At 49.3% G+C, this 20,417-nt stretch carries 11 protein-coding genes; 8 read left to right on the top strand and 3 right to left on the bottom strand.

What is annotated here, in order from left to right; genetic code table 11:
* The first annotated feature begins 149 nt into the window (after window positions 1-149).
* The 5 genes from CCUR_RS06845 to CCUR_RS06825 all read left to right on the top strand — a co-directional run bounded on the left by CCUR_RS06845 (window position 150) and on the right by CCUR_RS06825 (window position 10,629).
* Window positions 150-4,379 carry a Cna B-type domain-containing protein gene (locus CCUR_RS06845; protein WP_041225311.1) on the top strand — a complete coding sequence of 1,410 codons (4,230 nt, stop codon included), beginning with the start codon at window positions 150-152 and terminating at the stop codon, window positions 4,377-4,379.
* 372 nt (window positions 4,380-4,751) lie between these two features.
* Window positions 4,752-5,024 (top strand): ArsR/SmtB family transcription factor, encoded by a 273-nt coding sequence (locus tag CCUR_RS06840; RefSeq protein ID WP_049754342.1) that lies wholly within the window; start codon window positions 4,752-4,754, stop codon window positions 5,022-5,024.
* Between the two features lie 192 nt (window positions 5,025-5,216).
* Complete coding sequence (locus tag CCUR_RS06835) at window positions 5,217-5,435, top strand: cation transporter (protein WP_015778913.1); 219 nt, start codon at window positions 5,217-5,219, stop codon at window positions 5,433-5,435.
* A 69-nt stretch (window positions 5,436-5,504) separates the two neighbouring features.
* Entirely contained in the window at window positions 5,505-7,421 is a 1,917-nt protein-coding gene (locus tag CCUR_RS06830; protein WP_015778912.1) for a heavy metal translocating P-type ATPase, read from the top strand.
* A gap of 316 nt (window positions 7,422-7,737) precedes the next feature.
* A complete protein-coding gene (locus CCUR_RS06825; protein WP_015778911.1) occupies window positions 7,738-10,629 on the top strand; it encodes a Cna B-type domain-containing protein in 2,892 nt (963 codons plus the stop codon).
* A gap of 142 nt (window positions 10,630-10,771) precedes the next feature.
* Here the strand turns inward: CCUR_RS06825 and CCUR_RS06820 are convergent, their stop codons facing one another.
* From CCUR_RS06820 to CCUR_RS06810, 3 genes are all read right to left on the bottom strand, one after another.
* Window positions 10,772-14,536 (bottom strand): phosphoribosylformylglycinamidine synthase, encoded by a 3,765-nt coding sequence (locus tag CCUR_RS06820; RefSeq protein ID WP_015778910.1) that lies wholly within the window; start codon window positions 14,534-14,536, stop codon window positions 10,772-10,774.
* Window positions 14,537-14,650: 114 nt separating this feature from the next.
* The gene (locus CCUR_RS06815) at window positions 14,651-14,920 is read right to left on the bottom strand and encodes a hypothetical protein (RefSeq protein WP_015778909.1); all 270 of its coding nucleotides are present in this window, start codon (window positions 14,918-14,920) and stop codon (window positions 14,651-14,653) included.
* Between the two features lie 76 nt (window positions 14,921-14,996).
* Window positions 14,997-15,599, bottom strand: a complete 603-nt coding sequence (locus CCUR_RS06810) for a class I SAM-dependent methyltransferase (RefSeq protein WP_015778908.1) — start codon at window positions 15,597-15,599, stop codon at window positions 14,997-14,999.
* Between the two features lie 231 nt (window positions 15,600-15,830).
* Here CCUR_RS06810 and CCUR_RS06805 point away from each other — a divergent pair, with 231 nt between their 5' ends.
* From CCUR_RS06805 to nrfD, 3 genes are read left to right on the top strand one after another with little or no spacing between them, the layout of a single operon-like run.
* Complete coding sequence (locus CCUR_RS06805) at window positions 15,831-18,446, top strand: molybdopterin-dependent oxidoreductase (protein ID WP_015778907.1); 2,616 nt, start codon at window positions 15,831-15,833, stop codon at window positions 18,444-18,446.
* Complete coding sequence (locus CCUR_RS06800) at window positions 18,446-19,165, top strand: 4Fe-4S dicluster domain-containing protein (protein WP_041225308.1); 720 nt, start codon at window positions 18,446-18,448, stop codon at window positions 19,163-19,165. The genes CCUR_RS06805 and CCUR_RS06800 overlap by 1 nt, the downstream gene beginning before the upstream one ends.
* Window positions 19,165-20,409, top strand: coding sequence for an NrfD/PsrC family molybdoenzyme membrane anchor subunit (nrfD, locus tag CCUR_RS06795; protein WP_015778905.1), 1,245 nt, complete (start codon window positions 19,165-19,167; stop codon window positions 20,407-20,409). The genes CCUR_RS06800 and nrfD overlap by 1 nt, the downstream gene beginning before the upstream one ends.
* The last annotated feature ends 8 nt before the right edge of the window (window positions 20,410-20,417 follow it).

Genomic DNA, 20,417 nt, shown 5'->3' with positions numbered 1-20,417 from the left:
GCACTTACCTCTTGTATTGTATATACTGTACCGATGCAAGTAACTGTCTTTGCAGGAAAGGCAGTTGCAAAATATGATTGTAGGAATACAACACCATTAGTTATGCGGGTCGTAAGGATAGACGCGCGAAACGGATCGGGGGGGGGCTTATGGACTCACTGAAGAAGAGATTGGCAACACTACTTTTTGTTTCTGTTGCAATGATGGCCGCCATGCTCTTGAGCATGCATGCCGCCTATGCTGAGGACACCACTGGCTTAGCATTCGATAAGATCACTATTGAAGACGCAAGCACACATACTCAGGTGGCTGATCTTACCGCGGGAGAAGTTCCTGCCCTTAAAGCGGGAGTTACCTACGCACTTAACGTGAGTTACAACGTTCCCAGTTCGTTGCAGTTTACTCCTACCTATTTGAATGTTTGGTTTGATAACGGCATGTACGTGACGGCCTTGCCGGGTTCTACTTTCAATGAAGGGGCTATCACTAGTACTAGCTTCAGCAAGCTGGTAAAGACCCCAACGGGTACTGGGACTTCACCGTATGGTTATCCAACTGCCGGCTCTAATGAGAGCAGAAACGGCGACCTGAAATATATGACCAAAAACGGGCTTGTTCGCGTGGACACCAAGTCTGAAATCCGCTTTCGTATTGACGATGCCTACGAAAACGAAGATGCTGGACAGATTATTGCTAACGCTATTAAGGTAAGCCTCAGTACCGATGCGACCAACAATATCGATCCGCATTCCTTCAATATTAATCCTGCTGACACCCCTCATTACGGTTTCTATGTCAACCAAAGCACCGAAGTTGTGTCTAAGGGCGGAACCACCGGGACTATTGAAACGTACAATTCAGGAAGTGGTAGTTCCCTTACCGAAGCTAATAGCAAAACAACGGTGCAAATTGTTTATCCGAAAGATCTTGAGCTCGTTAATCTTGAAGAAACAGCTCTCTATCATACGAACGGCACGATCGTAAATACAGTGGTCGAGGGTGATAATAAAGTTGCTACTGTCGAATGGAACGAGCCGGGGTCTTATTCAAGTGGACTGAATTTTAAACCTCATATCAAGGTGCCTGCTGACAGTACTCGTGCTAATGGCTCCACATTTGATGTAACACTGCGGAACTTTAAGAAGACTATATGGAACGATTCGCCCAATGCGGATAGAACCTCTGGCACACAGACCGCAACGATGCATGTTACTATCATTGATGGTGCGACCCCCGAGAAGATTACAACTCATGCACTTGTTGATCATGCACCTAACTGGGCGCTCAAGAAGTATGATACATACAATACGCGTCTCGGAGCTTATCTCATCAAAAATGAGCTTTCATCTCCCACGATGCCAAAGACTCTTGAGATGACCATCGATAAGGGCAATACCGCTATTATCCGCGGTGTTACTATTCCGTATAAGGAAGGCATGACTTACGGGCCTATCCATTGGACAGCTTCCGATGGTACGAGCGGCACGGCTGACCCAAGCATTCTAAAGAAGCCAGGCTCCGGTTCAGCGAATGTTTCAGCGCTTATTACCAATACCGCATTAGGTCTTGACATTAATACATCTATTACTTCCATCAAAGTTGATCTGGGGCCCATACCAGGTGGATACGATGGCATTAGGCCTATGAGCGACCTTTTGGATACTCGTAATCCTGCTGATAAACATGTATACGATGAATACTATGGATGGAGTTATATTTCTAATGGCGTATATGGATCTTGGAAACAGGGCACTGACGCTGATGTAAAAACTACGGTAAAGCTTTATACAACGGGGACCACTCCGTCAGATGGCGATGTTATTACCGGCAAGACAAGCGCGCCGAAAGTACTTAATGGTGTCGGAACCATTAGTAAGAGCCAAATAAATGGTGGGGATTCTTTTAACATCAGTGGCACTATCGATGACGGCAATTGGGATTGGAACCCTCTGCAAGAGCCCGTCCTTTATACTTTTATGCCTGAAGGGTTTTCCTATAGCAACCTAAGCTTGACAGGTGGAACGCTGGGCACACCTGAATTTGTTGGCTCGTTCGATAAGAATGGCACTAAGATAAAGGTATGGAAATACCCCGTCAATGTTGGTAATGAGACGCGCGGACAGTATCAGCCCGATTTCAGCATTAAAAGCATGCGTCTAAACATGACCGTAAGCACTAATAAACTTGCGGAAAAGGGCGTATACCACATCAATGATTTTGTTGGCTTCACCACGAAGGATTTCAAAGAAATTGGTGCTGTCATCAAAGCTGAAAAGTGGGATCACAGCAACTGGAATACCGAGAAATACACAGAGACGTTCGGTGATAAAGTAAACTCCGGTAAAACGATGGTGTCCCTTTCTGAGGGTCCTGGCGTTACCATTAATCAGGCAGCTGAAATTGCAGCCCATTCAACCTTCTCTGTGAAGGACGGACAAAGCGGTGCTGTTACTGATTACACTTATGATCCAGCAAATCCCTCTGCTACTACGGCTGTGCTTCAGAAGGGCGATACTGCTACAGTACATATTGCCATACGGAACAACGCAAACACTGAGACGAATTCCACTTCGCTTTTTGTACCATTGCTTTCAAAGAGTATGGATAGGGGGAATTCGTTTACGCCTGAAGGCGCAACCAAATTGCCTTTGTCTCTTGCATCAGTGACGACTTCGTCTAACTTCCAGGTAAAGTACATTAAGCTAAAGCCGGGCGTTACTTACAACACAAACCATGCTCCGCAGCCGGGTGACTACACCGAAGTAAGCGACCCTTCTCAGGCAGACATGTTGCAGCTCGTATCTAATCAGCCTCTAGCAGCTAATGGAGGTGGATACGTTGATGTTTCTTATAAGGTAAACGACGAAGTTGGCTCTAGCTATAATGATCAGCGAACCGTATTTAATACGACGCTCGATTATGATATTAACGGCAACCATTCTATGTTGACTCTTGATACCAATGCGGTGACCTTTGCGGGTACCGACGTTGTTCTTACCAAAGTTTGGGACGATAGCAATAATGTTGGCGGAATACGCCCGACCACCAGTGATTTTGCCGCGGCACTTACGCTTACTTCCGATAAGGGTATCGACCTGAGTAGTTTTTCGCCACATGTGGTAGACCAAGGAAATGGGAAATATACCGTTTCCTACCTGGGGCTGCCTAAGTACGTAGGTGATGCAAGTAATCCCATTACATATACTTTAAGTGAAGGGGCGATTGCCGGCTACACTGCCGATACTACGTCTATACAGGGCACGGGTAATAAGGTTGAAGGTACTATCACCAACACCCATACCCCTGAAACCATCAATATCCCAGTAACTAAGAAGTGGGTTGGACCAGAAGGCTCATCAGTTACTGTCAAGCTTTTGGCTGATGGGGTAGATAGTGGCAAGTCTGTCACGCTTTCCTCAGCTAATAGCTGGAGCGATACGTTTACTAACCTGCCTAAGTACAAAAATGGTACTGCTATTACCTACACCGTTGATGAATCATCAGTTACTGGTGTGGATGCAACCAAGTACACAACGGCTGTAAGCGGTAGTGCTACTGCGGGCTTTACTATCACGAACACCAATAAAGAAAAGATTGACATCTCAGGAACAAAGACCTGGAATGATGATGGCAATCGTGATGGGGCGCGTCCGTCTTCTATCACCATCAACCTTTTGGCCGATGGCATCCAAGTAGACTCAAAGGCAGTCACCCCGGATGCATCAGGTGCATGGAGCTATAGCTTTGCTGGTCTTGCTAAGTATTCTGCAACCGATGGTCACCAGATTGCCTACACGATCACTGAGAATGCTGTTGCTGATTATTCAACAACCATTACTGATTATGATGTCACAAACACTCATACACCAGCTCAAACATCGCTGACAGTTACTAAAGCATGGAGTGACGATAATGACCGCGATGGCGTGCGTCCTTCCTCTGTGGAAGTAGTGCTCTATGCCAATGGAGTAGCAAAGGGAACACCTGTTACTCTCAATGCTGCCAATAATTGGTCATATACGTGGACTGGCCTTGACCAGAAGGACAATGGCACCAACATTGTCTACACGGTCGATGAGCCCACTGTTCCCACTGGATACACCAAAGAGGTAACGGGGGATGCCACCAGTGGCTTTACCATCACCAACACCCATACCCCCACTCCTCCAGAGCCGGGCCCAAATCCTGCTCCCGAGCCCGATCCAACACCAGCACCGAGCCCAGATCCTGATCCAGACCCCAATGGCAAAGGACCAGCTTCCATCCTTCCCAAAACCGCTGATGAAGGAACTCTGTTTGCGGGAGCTGCTGGTTTAGCTATTCTCTCTGCTGTCGGGGGAGCGGTTGCTGTTACTGCTCGCCGTCGCGAAGAGGACTAGCGAGTGAGGTGAGTTAGACACCAAGAAGATCTGGGAAGCCTTGGTGGTCGATCATGAACGCTAACTGCTCAAGTGGATAAGAGCAAAAGTGCGTCCAACAAAGGGGTACTGGCATAAGTCAGTACCCCTTTTATGTTTAGTGCCTTATATACAAATGTGGCTGTATTTATTGGAGATGGCCAGGAGATACAACGGTTGACTTCCACGTTTGGTGTCCTATAATAGACTTAATATTTGAACAAATGCTCATATATTAAGGGATATATGATGAATGAAGAAGCGTATAAAGACTCATCACCAAGCGCAAAACAAGCGTGCTCATCTGGCGAGCGGCCGTTGGCGGACAGTGCAGTGGAGCTTCTCGATGAAGAAATGCTTTACGACCTAGCTGACCTTTTCAAGGTTTTTGCCGATACCACCCGCATCAAAATATTGTACGCGCTCATGGAAAGTGAGCTGTGTGTCGCGGATATTGCTGAAGCAGTTGGTGGGGTCTCTCAAAGTGCTGTTTCCCATCAGTTGCGCATTTTAAAGCAGGCACATCTCGTGAGGTTCCATCGCGATGGTAAGCAAATTATCTATTCACTTTCCGATGACCACGTGTACACGATGCTTTCGCAAGGGCTTACCCACATTTGCGAATAAGCGAAATGCAAGTAAGAAAGCGCACGTACGTTAAAGCACGAACGAAAGTGCGGACAAGTTAAAGCGCGAATAAAACTTGCAGATCGGTACATATAAGCACAGGTTCCATAGGTTTGAATAGCGTTTATTAATTCGAATAACGCTTTCGAACATGAGAGATTAGACAGGCTTGCAAGAAAGGGAAGGAACATCATGCGGAGGAATTATAAATTACAAGGCGAGATTTGTGCCAACTGCGCAGCCAAAATTGAAGATAAGGTGCGCAAGCTCGACGGAGTAAACGATGCGAAGGTGAACTTCATGATGTTGCGCTTCACGTTAGACGCATCTGAGGAAAGCTTTGACGACGCGCTAACCCAATCGCTGCGCATTTTTGAGGACATTGAACCTGATTGTACGGTGGTTGTGTAATCGCTTTAGCAGCAGTTACGTAATATTTGTTCAATATGTTCAATAGCCACTTTCACAGGAATTAGGTATATGACATCAACCCTTTCGAAATCGCAGCGGCGCACTCGTAATCGCATCGTTTTGGCGCTCGGCATTTTTATAATGCTCGAGCTGCTCGATAATCTAACCCCTCTATTTGAGGTGTCGGGTGGATTATGGCTTGAGTTTGCTGCTTTTTTGGTGCCGTATCTTATTGCGGGATATGATGTTTTAGCTCGCGCTGGGCATGGTTTGGTACGGCGTCAGCCGTTTGACGAAAATCTGCTGATGGCTATTGCGACTATTGGCGCGTTTGCTCTGGTGGTTTTCCCCAAGGCCGAGCCTCATATGGCTGAAGGTGCAGCAGTCATGCTGTTCTATCAGGTGGGAGAGCTATTCGAAAGTTATGCGGTAGGTAAAACACGCAAGTCCATCGCCGAAATGATGGATATTGCTCCCGACTTTGCAAATGTCATGCGCAACGGCGAATTGGTGCAAGTTGATCCTTACGAGGTAACTGTTGGTCAAGAAATCGTTGTAAAACCTGGCGAACGTTTGCCGCTCGACGGCACGGTAGTCGAAGGGTCGTCGCGCATAGATACCAGCGCTCTTACCGGTGAATCAATTCCTCGCACCGTGAAGATAGGGTCAGATGTTGTCAGCGGTTGTATCAATCTTTCAGGGGTGCTTACAGTAAAGGTGAGCAAACCTTTTGGTGAGTCAACAGTTCAGCGCATTCTTGAATTGGTAGAAAACGCAAGCGAAAAAAAGGCACGTACAGAGAATTTCATTACGCGTTTTGCTCGCTACTACACACCAATTGTCGTAGGTCTTGCTGTGGCGATTGCTATCTTTTCGCCGCTACTATTTGGTGCTGATATAAGCGATAGCGTGCAGAGCGCCCTGGTATTTCTGGTAGTGAGTTGCCCCTGCGCTTTGGTTATTTCCGTCCCACTTTCGTTTTTTGGCGGTATTGGCGCGGCAAGTCGTTTGGGTATTCTTATCAAAGGATCAAGCTATCTGGAGACATTGGCTCAGGTGGATACCGTTGTGTTCGATAAAACGGGGACGCTTACTAATGGCACCTTTAGTGTAGTGGCTGTGCATGGACAAGAAGGTATTAACGCCGATGATCTTCTTTCTCTGGCAGCCCACGCTGAAGCATACTCCGATCATCCTATTGCTATTTCAGTACGCGAGAGATACAGCGGCATTATTGATGCTGATCGTATCCAGCAGGTGGAAGAAAGAAGTGGGCGTGGTATATCAGCTCAGGTAGACAATCGTATGGTGCTGGTGGGAAATGACAAGCTCATGCGCGAAGCTCATGTGATGCCGCACGATTGCAAACTGGTTGGCACTATCCTGCATGTTGCTGTTGATGGTGCGTATATCGGGCATATCGTTATTGCTGATGTAATGAAACCTGATGCGGCTCAGGCGATAGAACGTTTGCGGGCGGCCGGTGTGAAAAAGACTGTCATGCTAACAGGCGATCGCGAAGAAGTAGCAGCTGCGGTGGCAAGCGACCTTGGTATTGATGAATATCGGGCGCAACTGCTTCCTCAGGATAAAGTAACTGCACTCGAATTGCTTTTGAGTGTCAAACGTGAGGGCGCGAAACTCGCTTTTGTTGGGGACGGTATCAACGACGCACCGGTTCTTATGCGTGCTGATGTGGGAATTGCCATGGGCGGTATGGGTAGCGATGCCGCAATTGAAGCGGCTGACGTGGTGCTTATGGATGACAAGCCGTCACATATTGCAAGCAGTATTTATATTGCACGCAAGACGGTGGGCATTGTCTGGCAGAACATCATATTCGCTATTGGTGTGAAGGTAATTATCATGATCCTTGCGTTGCCGTTTATTGGACTTGCCTCCATGTGGCTTGCGGTGTTCGGCGATGTAGGTGTGGCATGTCTTGCCATTTTGAATGCCATGCGTGCTCTACGTGTAAAAGGGTAGGGCATTGTAAAAGTGCAGCCATATCAGGATTCACGCTTTTGCATAAGTGGTAAGTACAAAGAGCCAAGTACGGCGAATCGACGTCGCTGATTGTCCGTTGATGAGTGCCTGTGTGGAGTGGAAAGTGAAGGGTTGTAAGAGTTTTTCATTCATCCATTTCATCAGTCCATTTTATGTAGACTATTTCTGTATAAATTAATGTTACCCATAAAGACGATAAACTAGTCTGTCATACGATGCGCCAGGCATCGACTTCTGGGGGGGGGGGCGCCTTTCCTGGAAGCCATACAGAGAACGCGCGAAGGCGGGATCACGCGTGAAAAGAAAGTTATGTTGCCTCATAAGTGCTGTACTGGCATTCAGTATCTGTATGCCTGCGGGAGCCTTGGAGGCGGTTGCCCTTGATAACGAAGGAAGCACAAGCTCTGCGAGTGCAACGCAGGAAAGTCCTGCCACTTCTATAGAGAACAGTGAAAACAGCCGTGCAGTTGTAAATGCTGAGGCTCCCATGGCACAAGATGAGTGGCAAGCGAGTCAATCTGATACAGCTAACGGAAGCAAACAGACATCATCTACGGGCACCGTTGACTTGACAAGGATGATCGAGCCGGTAGATCTTAATACTTCTCACAAGGTGTCTAAGCGTGCTGCTTCTGGATCAAGTGGCGTTGAGCTTCCTAATGTTGTTACGAGTGCCAAAGTTACTACCGCTACTGGCACGACACCGGTTAATGTGGGGGCGTGGCAAGCATTCAAGCTTAATTTCCATTATGCACTTCCAAATCTTGGCGTGCATGCGGGCGACACAACTACGATAGAGCTTCCAGCCGGGTTCAAAAGCGCTCCGCCAACTGACTTTGTCATTCAAGACGGATCAGGCAATATTATTGCGCGCGGTAAGACTGACCCGACCAACACCAAGTTTATTATTACATATACGGACTACGCTGAGGGTAAATCGGATATCTCTGGAGACTTCTCGGTTAATGTTCAGATCGATAATGATGTACACACTCATTCTGGCGTCTTACCAGTTAATCCGGTGATAAGCGGTGAAACAGTTCCGGCTGGCAATGTCAACTACACGGTACATACTGAAACAGCTGTGCCTATTATTAAATCTGGCTGGGCTAACGCTTTCGATACCACTAAGGGCGTTTGGCAGGTAAAGATTAATCAAGATGGCAAGGCGTATACGAATGCAGTACTTGATGACAGCCTTTTAACTCCAGGCGTGTCGTTTATTCCTGGTACACTTGAAGTATTCGAAGGAACCTGGCAGCTTCAAGGCACGAGCTATAAACTTGTTGGGCAGACCAATGTTACAAGTCAGTATGCTTCAAAAATTACTTATAACGGAACAAACTTTAAGCTGAATCTGGGAAATATCCCTGCCACTAAAGGGCTATTGGTACGTTTCCAAACCAAGATTAACTACACACCTCTTCCCGGTGAAAAGTTCGAAAATAAAGCAAGTCTCACTGATAACGGCGTAACTAAAGAAAGTAAGGCCTATTACCTTCTACCAACCTCTGGTGGCACTGGTGAAGGTTACAAGTACAAGATTAATATCAAAAAGACTGACGAATCAGGAAATCCACTTGCCGGAGCAGTTTTTGATATTGTTCGTGCTCGTTCTGGCGCGGTTGTTGGCCAAGTAACAACAAATGCGTCTGGCGAAGCAAGCCTGGGCGGTCTTTTGCGTGATGGTTATATCATTAAGGAAACTACTCCGCCTTCTGGATATCTTGCTGCAGCTGATCAGACGATTGCCGATACTGATTTCTCAACAGCCACTCAAGACGTCACGCGCACGTTTGTCGATAAAGCCATTCCGCCTACTGTTAATGTCTCCGTTGAAAAGACGTGGAGCGATGCCGACAATCAAGACGGAATGCGTCCGACTTCGGTGACGGTTCATTTATATGCTGATGGTGTCGATACCGGTAAGACAGTAACGCTTGATGGAAGCAATTCGTGGAAAGATACTTTCGCGAGCCTCGATAAGAAGAATGCAGCTGGTAACGATATCGTTTATACCGTGGCTGAGGATCCAACTCCGTCAGGGTATATCGCTGCTGTTACTGGTTCTGCGGTCGCAGGCTTTACCATCACCAACACCCATACCCCTGAAACCATCAATATCCCAGTAACCAAGAAGTGGGTTGGGCCAGAAGGCTCATCAGTTACTGTCAAGCTTTTGGCTGATGGGGTAGATAGTGGCAAGTCTGTCACGCTTTCCTCAGCTAATAGCTGGAGCGATACGTTTACTAACCTGCCTAAGTACAAAAATGGTACTGCTATTACCTACACCGTTGATGAATCATCAGTTACTGGTGTGGATGCAACCAAGTACACAACAGCTATAAGCGGCAGTGCTACAGCGGGATACACTATCACTAACACCAATAAAGAAAAGATTGACATCTCAGGAACAAAGACCTGGAATGATGATGGCAATCGTGATGGAGCGCGTCCGTCTTCTATCACCATCAACCTTCTGGCCGATGGCACCCAAGTAGACTCAAAGGCAGTCACCCCGGATGCATCAGGTGCATGGAGCTATAGCTTTGCTGGTCTTGCTAAGTATTCTGCAACCGATGGTCACCAGATTGCCTACACGATCACTGAGAATGCTGTTGCTGATTATTCAACAACCATTACTGATTATGATGTCACAAACACTCATACACCAGCTCAAACATCGCTGACAGTTACTAAAGCATGGAGTGATGATAATGACCGCGATGGCGTGCGTCCTTCCTCTGTGGAAGTAGTGCTCTATGCCAATGGAGTAGCAAAGGGAACACCTGTTACTCTCAATGCTGCCAATAATTGGTCATATACGTGGACTGGCCTTGACCAGAAGGACAATGGCACCAACATTGTCTACACGGTCGATGAGCCCACTGTTCCCACTGGATACACCAAAGAGGTAACGGGGGATGCCACCAGTGGCTTTACCATCACCAACACCCATACCCCCACTCCTCCAGAGCCGGGCCCAAATCCTGCTCCCGAGCCCGATCCAACACCAGCACCGAGCCCAGATCCTGATCCAGACCCCAATGGCAAAGGACCAGCTTCCATCCTTCCCAAAACCGCTGATGAAGGAACTCTGTTTGCTGGAGCTGCTGGTTTAGCTATTCTCTCTGCTGTCGGTGGAGCGATTGCTGTGACTGCTCGCCGTCGCGAAGAGCAGGATTAGCCCTAAGGTAGCAACCTCCTAAACAAGCTATACGCCCACAACCGTACGCCGCACATCCCCGTGATGCTGCGGCGTATTTGTTTAAGGAACGGATAGGTACGACGTGTAACACCTCGCTTTTGAACAGTTGCGGCGTACTTTATTAATCTGTGAAGTAGCCGACGCCACTTTCAATAATAGGTTGGATACCTTCGGCGCCAGGAATGTTTTGATACAGACCTGCGCCCGAACGTTCACTATGCGCCATCTTGCCAAATACCCGTCCATCAGGGCTGGTGATGCCCTCAATTGCCCAGAGTGAACCATTTGGGTTAACGCCTAAATCCATAGATGGCACGCCTGCTGCATTGGTGTATTGAGTGGCTATCTGCCCAGCAGCTTTCATGTCCTTTAACAGATGTTCGGGTGCAACAAAGCGGCCTTCACCATGGCTAACCGCCACGGCATGAATGTCGCCTACTTGGCAGCGAGATAGCCAAGGGCTGAGCGTGCTCGCAACGCGGGTATGCACGATGCCGCTCTGATGGCGACCGATAGTGTTAAACGTGAGGGTAGGGCAGTCTTTATCTATCGCGCGTATATCACCAAAGGGAACGAGCCCCAACTTCACGAGCGCCTGGAACCCATTGCAAATTCCCAGCATAAGACCGTCGCGATTTTGGAGAAGATCGCGTACGGCTTCGGTTACTTCGGGAGATCGGAAGAATGCTGTAATGAATTTGGCTGATCCATCAGGTTCGTCGCCACCGGAAAAACCGCCAGGAATCATGACAATCTGACTGCGTCGGATTTTGTCCGCTAATGCGCGCGTGCTTTCGGCTACCGCCTGCGGAGTTAAATTGTTAATAACAAAGGTTTCCGCTTGTGCGCCAGCACGCTCGAAAGCAGCCGCTGAGTCGAATTCGCAGTTGTTGCCAGGGAACACCGGAATAATCACTCGCGGATGCGCCAGCACCCCAGGATAGGTAAGGGGGAGCTTGCTATCACAACTGATTGTTTCAATAGGCGCTTCAGCAGCAGCGGAGGTTTGCGTTGCCGCTGACACACTGGATGATACCCTGCGATAGGGGAACACCCCTTCAAGTTTGCTCTCCCAGGCTTCCTGCAGGTGCGCTAAATCGAGTGTTTCTCCACCCACAGTCAAAACGTACTGAGGGGTGGTCATGCCGATTTCAGTAACAGAAAGTGTGCCTTCGTCAGCAGGAAGAGGGGCGTCTTCAGAAAGCTCCACATAGAAGGTGCCATATACTGGTGTGAATAAGTCCTCAGCGCATGCGTTGTCGTTTAAGGCAAGCCCAATACGGTTGCCAACGCACATCTTAAATAACGCTTCGGCGGCACAGCCATACCCAGCAGTAGAGACGGCCATGGCCTTCTTTTCACCGATAAGTTTTTCTATCAGGGTAAATGCCTTCAAGAGATCTTCGGCATCAGGGATAAGCCCTGCTTCATCGTAAGCGGGGGCAATTTCAATAACGCGGTGACCCGCCGCTTTGAACTCGGGGCTTGTTGCTCGGCTGAGGGTGCCAACGCCCGTGCAGAACGATACAAGTGTGGGTGGCACATCAATGTCTTCAAAGCTGCCTGACATACTATCTTTTCCGCCGATTGCAGCCACACCAAGATCCACCTGTGCCATCAGAGCACCAAGTAATGCGCGCGCCGGTTTTCCCCAGCGCTCAGGATTGTCGCGGAGCTTTTCGAAGTACTCTTGGAATGTGAGGTAGGCATTCTGGTGCTCAAATCCGGCAGCCACAAATTTGGCTACGCTTTCAACAACGGAAAGATACGCTCCAGTAAACGGATCGGCTTCCATAGCATAGGGGTTGAATCCCCAGGACATTCCACTGATGGTAGTTGTTTTGCCTAAAACTGGCAGCTTGGCAACCATCGCCATGGTGGGTGTTAGCTGCTGCGAACCGCCATAGGGCATAAGTACGGTGCCCGCGCCGATGGTGCTGTCAAATCGGTCAGACAATCCACGCTTGCCCGCTACATTCAAATCGGTCACAAGGTTTTGCATACGTTGGGCAACTGATGCGCCCTGCCATTGTGGGTGCCACACCTTCCCGCAGGTTAAATGCACATCCTGTTGCTTTGGTACGCCATTGCTTGCTAGGAATTCACGACTGATGTTAACAACATCAGTCCCTTGCCAAACAATTTGCACGCGTCCGGTGTCAGTTACCCGCGCAACGGGGGTTGCTTCAAGGTTTTCTTCGTGGGCATAGCCAAGAAATTCTTCGACATCTTCAGCTGCGACGGCGCAGGCCATGCGTTCCTGACTTTCAGAAATAGCCAGTTCGGTGCCGTCGAGGCCGTCGTACTTTTTAGGAATTTTGTTCAAATCGATGAAGAGGCTATCTGCTAGCTCACCAATAGCAACTGACACACCCCCTGCACCAAAGTCATTACACCGTTTGATCAGACGACAGGCATCACCTCGGCGGAACAGGCGCTGCAGTTTGCGTTCGACGGGGGCGTTGCCCTTTTGAACTTCTGCCCCGTCCTTTTCGATACTTTCTTTATCGTGAGCCTTTGAAGATCCGGTAGCACCACCAATGCCATCGCGGCCCGTGCGACCGCCGAGCAGTACCACAACATCGCCCGGTAGTGGTGTTTCGCGGCGTACATGGTTGGCAGGGGTTGCCGCCACAACAGCACCAATTTCCATGCGTTTAGCCACGTATCCCGGATGATACAGTTCGTCAACCTGTCCGGTTGCAAGACCGATTTGGTTGCCATAGCTGGAATACCCTGCGGCAGCAGTAGTCACCAGCTTACGCTGGGGTAACTTACCAGGCAGCGTGTCGGAAAGCGGGGCGAGGGGATCGCCAGCTCCCGTGACACGCATAGCCTGATAAACGTAGCTGCGGCCCGAAAGAGGGTCGCGGATGCATCCACCAATACAGGTAGCTGCTCCACCGAAGGGTTCGATTTCGGTGGGGTGGTTGTGTGTTTCGTTTTTAAACAGGAAGAGCCAGTCTTCATCGATGCCGTTGACATCAACGTTTACCTTGACAGTACAGGCGTTAATTTCTTCAGACTCGTCAAGGTTTTTCAAGATACCTTTTGCCTTAAGATACCGACTGGCAATCGTGCCCATATCCATAAGGGACACTGGTTTATCGTCGCGCTTGAGTTCGTGACGCATGTCGAGATACCGCTCAAAGGCGCGACGCACTGCTTCATCGTCGATCTGCACATTAGTGAGTTCGGTATGGAAGGTTGTATGACGGCAATGATCGGACCAGTAGGTGTCGATCATTTTGATTTCGGTAATGGTGGGGCAGCGGCCTTCAGACCGGAAGTATTCCTGGCAGAACAGAATATCGGCCAGATCCATCGCAAGCCCGCGCTCAGCAATAAATGCCTGAAGTTGTTCTTCCGCAAACGAATTAAATCCGTCAATGATCTCAACGGGTTTTGGCTCCGGTTGGGGCGTGTCGAGTGTTTCAACCTCGTCAAGACAGGCTTCGCGCGTCTCAACTGGGTTAATAACGTAGTGTTTGATTGCATCGATGTCATCTTGAGTAAGCGAGCCCGCTAAAAGATACACCTTTGCTGCGCGTACGGTGGGACGTTTCCCTTGGCTGATAAGCTGGATACATTCACTTGCGGAATCAGCGCGTTGATCGAACTGGCCGGGAAGCGCTTCGACAGCGAAGGTCATATCATTAACCTGTACGGGAAGGTCACGATATGCCAGATCAACGGGTGGCTCGCTGAATACTGTAGGGATGCACTGCTCAAAAAGTTCTGAAGAAATTCCTTCAACGTCATAGCGGTTGAGAATCCGTACGTAAGAAAGATGGGCAATGCCTAAGATGTCGCGCAATTCACTGGTCAATTGCTGAGCTTCAACGTTGAAGCCGGGCTTTTTCTCAACATACACGCGAGAGACCATGGATTTCTGCCTTTCAGGGTTTGGAACCGATACGCGAAGGATAAAACATTTTCATTATAGGGGCGTACTTGCTCTTCTACTGATAATTATCCTGGTCTTGTTTGATTTCCATGCCTATATATCACGGTCTTTATGGTAACGACCCGCTTCGTCATATGAGTCGGGATTGCGGTGTTGAACTTGCCACGAGCGATATTCTTGCTGAAAGAACGTCACCACCATAATGAGTGCGAAAAATACCAGCAACGTGACAATTTTCTGCCAGCTGAATGCTTCACCGGGCACAATCAGATAGACAACAAGGGACGCAAGGCAGACAAGGCCGCTGATGGTTCGCTTAAGCGCGTAGGGATTTTTCTGGCTGTCATTATTTTGCTGGGACATCGCACGCTCCTTTTGCTCTGTACGTTATTGTAGCTGGTGTAAGCGGAAAGAAGACGACGCAGTTGGCTAACAAATTTTATCGAGAAGCGACAATGCAGAACTGTTCATCCTGCTTAAAGAGTTCAGCGCCGGTAAAACCAGCTTGCCGTACAAGACTGTGCAGCTCTTCGGGTTCGTATACCGTCAGGTAGTTCACGCCAGCAAAGCGTGGGTCATGCGGATCGGCCATCTCGCAGATAATAAGCAGAGTACCGTTCGGCTTTAATATGCGATGGATTTCTGCAAGTCCATGAACGACATGAGGCCAGAAATACACTGTTTCGCAGGCATTAACAAAGTCGATTGAGCTATCGGCGAAGGGTAAATTGTCGACACTCGCCTCCTGTACAGAAAGCCGACCAGCATCTACAGCAGCTTGGTTGTGTTCGATACTCATCTGTACGCTAGTAGGCGAGTAATCGATACCGAGTATGGTGCCTTGCGGACAGAGGTTGAGCAAACGTTCAAGATTGGCGCCTCCGCCACAACCTATATCGAGCGCAGTGGCATCGTGCGCGATAGAGACATGCGAGAACGCCCAGTCAGCGAGCTCTTTATGATGTTCGTTCATACGGGTGAGCACCTCGGTGCCCATTTCCCCCGTCGGCTTTGCAGCATTGCGGAGATATAAATCGTCCATGTACGGTTTCTTTCAGTAAGGCAATACAAGCCATCGTCGGCGAATAATTAGCTCGACGAATAATTAGTTTCCAATCTTACATATATACCCTAATCGCAAATTTTAATTCTGCTACATAGAAGGCACTGAATAAATTGCATAACCGCTACTCTTTTTAGCCAGGAGGCTCCAGGCGCACTGACGAGGGCGCTGCATTTCGACAAACGCATCCATAAGGATGCCATATTGCCTATGGAGGACGAGCTTATGGAAGAGAAAGCTCTAGCAAAACCCAATGGTTTGCTGCAGACACGACGAAGATTCGTGAAAAATGTTGCCACAGCCGCTGCAGCAGCTTCTGTTGGGGGACTTGCATCGGCCTGTACGAGCACGGAGGATCGTCAGGCTGAAGAGATGAGGGAAGAGGGCCTGCAGCATACACGCTCAACGTGCTCTCCAAACTGTACGGGTGCCTGTGGATGGGTCGCCGCGGTCAAAGATGGCCAGGTGAGAACCTTGATACAAGCGTCTGATTACGAAGACGAAGAATACAATCCACGCGGCTGCCTGAAGGGCAGCACATTCAATGCCACTATGTACGGCGACGATCGCCTGTTACATCCGATGATTCGTGAAGTTCCTTACCGTGATGGCGGACAGTTGCGTGAATGCAGCTGGGACGAAGCGCTTGATTTTGCCGCGCGGCGTATTAACGAACTAACTGAGAAATATGGGGCCGAGTCTATCGCCATCGATTATCAGGTGCCGCCGCTCAACTACATCAACAAAGGGACGTTCATGCGCCTTGTTAACCGTGCAGGATGGACAAACCTGCCGGGTTTTGAAATGAATGGCGACTTGCCGATGTTTTTCCCTGAGACATTTGGATGTCAGTGCGAAGAATTGGAAACTTATCATTGGCCACATTCGCGTCTAACGTTGAATTTTGGGTCGAACATTATGGTTACGCGCTTGCCCGATTCGCATCTGCTTGCACGCAGTCAGGAAGCGGGTGGCAAGGTAATCTGTTTCGATCCGAACTTTACGGTAACGGCATCAAAGGCCGATGAATGGGTGCGCCTTGCTCCAGGCAGTGATACCGCTATCGCTCTTGCTATGGCAAAGGTTATTATCGACGAGGATCTTTGGGATCGCGCTTTCGCCTGCTCCTACACCGATCTTCCCATCCTTATCGATGTTGAAACAGGCAAAAGGCTGCTTGCTTCTGAGGTGGCAGGGCTAGAAAAGCCAGCTGACACACCCGAGGCGCGTGAAGCGTATGTGGCATGGCGTGACGGTGTTGCTCTTGTTGTTAACCCGACAGAGCTCAATTTGCCAGATGATGTTCTGCTTGAAGGAACCATCGAAGTAAGCATGAAAGACGGTTCCACGGTTGTTGCAAAGCCAGGATTTCAGATGCTTAAAGATATGCTGGAATCCTACACGCCCGAGCGTGCTTCCGAGATTAGCCAGGTTTCTGCTGAAACTATTGTGCGTCTCGCTCGTATGGCAGGCACCATTAAGCCGCTTCACATTATTTTGGGCGGGTCGGCGCACCAATGGAACCATGGTGATCTTAAAGGCCGGGCACTTTCGTTGCTTGCGGCGCTAACTGGCAATATCGGGACAGTCGGCGGCGGAATTTCCGACTATATCGGCCAGTACAAGACGCGCTTCAAGCCAGCTGCTTGGTGGGTGCCATCGGTTAACAATGCTCGCGCCACACCCTATCATTACTTCCTTTTGGGTCCCACTGAAACAATGTCAGCACCATATCCGGCCAATGGGTTCCATGCTCTTTTGACTGGTTGGGCCAACCCCTTTGATCAGCATGCGCTTTGTGACATCTTGCGCAAACGAGTCATGAGCGGCGAGATCGAGTTCATGATGTCGTGCGATTTTCTGCACACCACAACCGTTGAATATGCTGATGTGGTTCTGCCCGGGTGCGCGTGGTACGAAAAAACTGACGTTACAACGACGCCTATTCACCCTTATATGCAGCTACAGCAACCTGCTGCTCAAGCGCCGGGCGAGGCGCGTCCTGAGATTTGGATATTCTCCGAGCTTGCACGACGGATCAATCCAGAATGGGAAGTTGATTTTCCGGCATTCCCCGTTGAGGAATCCGAGGCACGCATCGAAGAGATTCTCGCGAAAGTGCTTGAAACAGGCGGCGAGGCGACTGCAGGCATTACGGTTGAAGCATTGCGTAAAGGGCCCGTTAAGTTGCGTCATTCTAATCCAGGTGACATGCGTATTCCGTTCTACGAGCAAATTGCTGAACACAAGCCGTTCCCGCCAGTGTCGCTGCCGAACAAAGTTGGTGCGACAGATCACTTTGTTAAAAGTGGCCGTATCGAGTTTTACAAAGATGACGACCTCTTTATTGCTCAAGGTGAGCAGCTTCCCGTATGGAAACCACTGTTTGAGGATACCGAGTACGCACTGGATCCGACCTCGCGTGAGCGCTTCCCTTTTATCTATCTAACGCGCAATAGCCTCTACCGTATTCACTCGAACTATTCAAGTAATCCAGTCATGCTTGAGCTGCAAGACGGTTTGCCTCATGTGTGGATGAACCCTGACGATGCAGCCGAAAAGGGGCTTGCAGAAGGCGATACGGTTGAGGTGTACAACGATCGCGGGCACGTATCAGGCAAGCTTGTTTACGAGCCGGGGCTTTGGCCAAAGATGTGCGTGTTCGAAATGGGATGGTGGGCTCGATATACAAAGGACAGCTCATACAACACGCTGATCTACCCGTTCATCAACCCTATTCACGAACGGTATTTCATTGGCGCTACGTGGTCGCCAAACATGGCATGGAACGAATGCCTCTGCGATATTAAAAAGGCGGTGGAGTAATGAGACTCGGAATGGTAATCGATCTCAATCGATGCATCGGGTGTCGCACATGCACGACGATCTGCAAAAACCATCATTCGCAGCCGGAAGGCATTTGGTGGAATCGCGTATTTACTAAAGGGTCGGACACTCATCAGGTTGCAATCGCTTCTATGGGCGACAACTCTTTTACGATGACGTTTCTGCCGGTCTCTTGCCAGATGTGCGAGAACCCATCTTGCGTGAAAGTATGCCCAACTGGGGCGTCATATGTCGATGAAGACGGGGTCGTGCTTGTCGATTACGAACGCTGCGTTGGTTGTCGCTACTGCATGAGCGCCTGCCCGTATGGAGTGCGTCAGTTCAACTGGGGGGATTCACTCCCAAGCAAGACGCTTGGAGCCGACGGGTATGTTTACGGTTATCCATATGACTATCGAGAAGAGGGGCGGTTGGTATATACACGCGATCGTCCGCGCGGTACGGCAGAAAAATGTACCTTCTGCGCGCAGTATCGCGCGCAGGGGCTTGATCCCATGTGTGTGACAGGCTGCCCTGCTAACGCGCGTATCTTTGGTGATTTAGACAATCCTGAGTCGCCTATTAGTACCTATCTGGTCGAACGTGATGCAGATCAGCTGGAAGCTCATCTGGGCAATAACCCGAAAGTGCTCTATGTACAGGGCTCGTCAAAGGACAAGCCGGCGTTGTTTGACCCCTACGAGAGAAAGGAGCTGTAATGTCCCGGAAGATGCTTTTTGCCGCATCGACTGCTGTCATGGCGCTCGGTCTGGCCGCCTGGATATTCCAGCTTTTAAACGGCTTGGTCATAACTAACATGTCAAACCTATTTAACTGGGGTTTATATATCGGTTGCTTCGTGTTCCTAGTGGGGGTTGCTGCAGGTGGCATGATTATTTCATCATGCATTTATCTATTTAATATCAAGTTGCTCAAGCCCTTTGGCAAGATCGCATCGCTCTCCGCTTTTGCGTGCGCACTGGGGGCCGGCACGATGGTTATTGTTGATTTGGGAAGCGTACAGAACATTCTCAATATATTCATTCACCCTAACTTTTCCTCGCCGTTGGTGTGGGACGTTATTGTGATTTCGTGCTATATCGTGCTGACCTTCCTATCGGTGTATTTTCAGCTACTTCCCGATTGCAAAGAACGCGGTCTGTGGTTCTTTAACGGATGGGTGCGCAAGGCAAGTGAAGAAAAGGTGCTACGGATTTCTCAGAAGGGATCGCGGCGAGTTGCCTTAATCGGTTTGCCGTTTGCAGTGCTTATTCACACGGTAACGGCGCTTATTTTTGCTACGCAGAATGGGCATGAGTACTGGCATACCGCTATGCTGCCGCCGGACTTTATTGCCATGGCTGTTGCTTCGGGCGGATCCTTAGTTCTGCTTTTGGCTATGGGTCTTGCCGGGAAGGATAGCTTCAAGGAGAACCTGGGGGCGTACCGTCTAATTGCAAGAATTGCAGCGACGGGTGCTGTCGTACACTTCTTCTTTGTCGCGATGGAACTTATTTTGCTCGCCTGGACGAGTAGCTTTGACACGCTGGAACTACTGGGACGATTGTTTGGTACCTATGGCATTCTATATGCTATTGAACTGGTATTTCCCTTTGTCGCCCTGGTGATGTTCTATCGCAAGAGCACTTCATCGTCAGCGGGTATGCTGATAACAGCTTCGGTGCTGATGCTGATAGGCACACTTGCTCATCGTTTTATGCTGCTGTTTCCTGAACTGTCGGTTTCTCATATATCGCTGAGTGTGCAGACACTTTCTGGTACGGTAGACTGGCTTTATCCAGTGTCAACGGGTCGGTTTGCCCAAACGGGCATGGCGTTTTCTTCGGTGTATGCCTATGTGCCGACAGGGGCAGAGTATCTTGTTGCGTTGCTTCCGATAGGACTCACGTTGACCGTGCTCGCCTTCATGGCATTGAGATATCCACTCGTGAGCCAAAAGTAAGAGGTGCG

Origin of the sequence: Cryptobacterium curtum DSM 15641, from assembly GCF_000023845.1 — a bacterium.
GTDB classification, from domain to species: domain Bacteria; phylum Actinomycetota; class Coriobacteriia; order Coriobacteriales; family Eggerthellaceae; genus Cryptobacterium; species Cryptobacterium curtum.
This window is presented reverse-complemented; position numbering and strand designations above follow the sequence as displayed.

Excerpts from the sequence above, each read along its gene's own strand:
- CCUR_RS06845 (WP_041225311.1), top strand. The coding sequence starts at position 150 with ATGGACTCACTGAAGAAGAGATTGGCAACACTACTTTTTGTTTCTGTT.
- CCUR_RS06840 (WP_049754342.1), top strand. The coding sequence starts at position 4,752 with ATGCTTTACGACCTAGCTGACCTTTTCAAGGTTTTTGCCGATACCACC.
- CCUR_RS06835 (WP_015778913.1), top strand. The coding sequence starts at position 5,217 with ATGCGGAGGAATTATAAATTACAAGGCGAGATTTGTGCCAACTGCGCA.
- CCUR_RS06830 (WP_015778912.1), top strand. The coding sequence starts at position 5,505 with ATGACATCAACCCTTTCGAAATCGCAGCGGCGCACTCGTAATCGCATC.
- CCUR_RS06820 (WP_015778910.1), bottom strand. The coding sequence starts at position 14,536 with ATGGTCTCTCGCGTGTATGTTGAGAAAAAGCCCGGCTTCAACGTTGAA.
- CCUR_RS06815 (WP_015778909.1), bottom strand. The coding sequence starts at position 14,920 with ATGTCCCAGCAAAATAATGACAGCCAGAAAAATCCCTACGCGCTTAAG.
- CCUR_RS06810 (WP_015778908.1), bottom strand. The coding sequence starts at position 15,599 with ATGGACGATTTATATCTCCGCAATGCTGCAAAGCCGACGGGGGAAATG.
- CCUR_RS06805 (WP_015778907.1), top strand. The coding sequence starts at position 15,831 with ATGGAGGACGAGCTTATGGAAGAGAAAGCTCTAGCAAAACCCAATGGT.
- CCUR_RS06800 (WP_041225308.1), top strand. The coding sequence starts at position 18,446 with ATGAGACTCGGAATGGTAATCGATCTCAATCGATGCATCGGGTGTCGC.
- nrfD (WP_015778905.1), top strand. The coding sequence starts at position 19,165 with ATGTCCCGGAAGATGCTTTTTGCCGCATCGACTGCTGTCATGGCGCTC.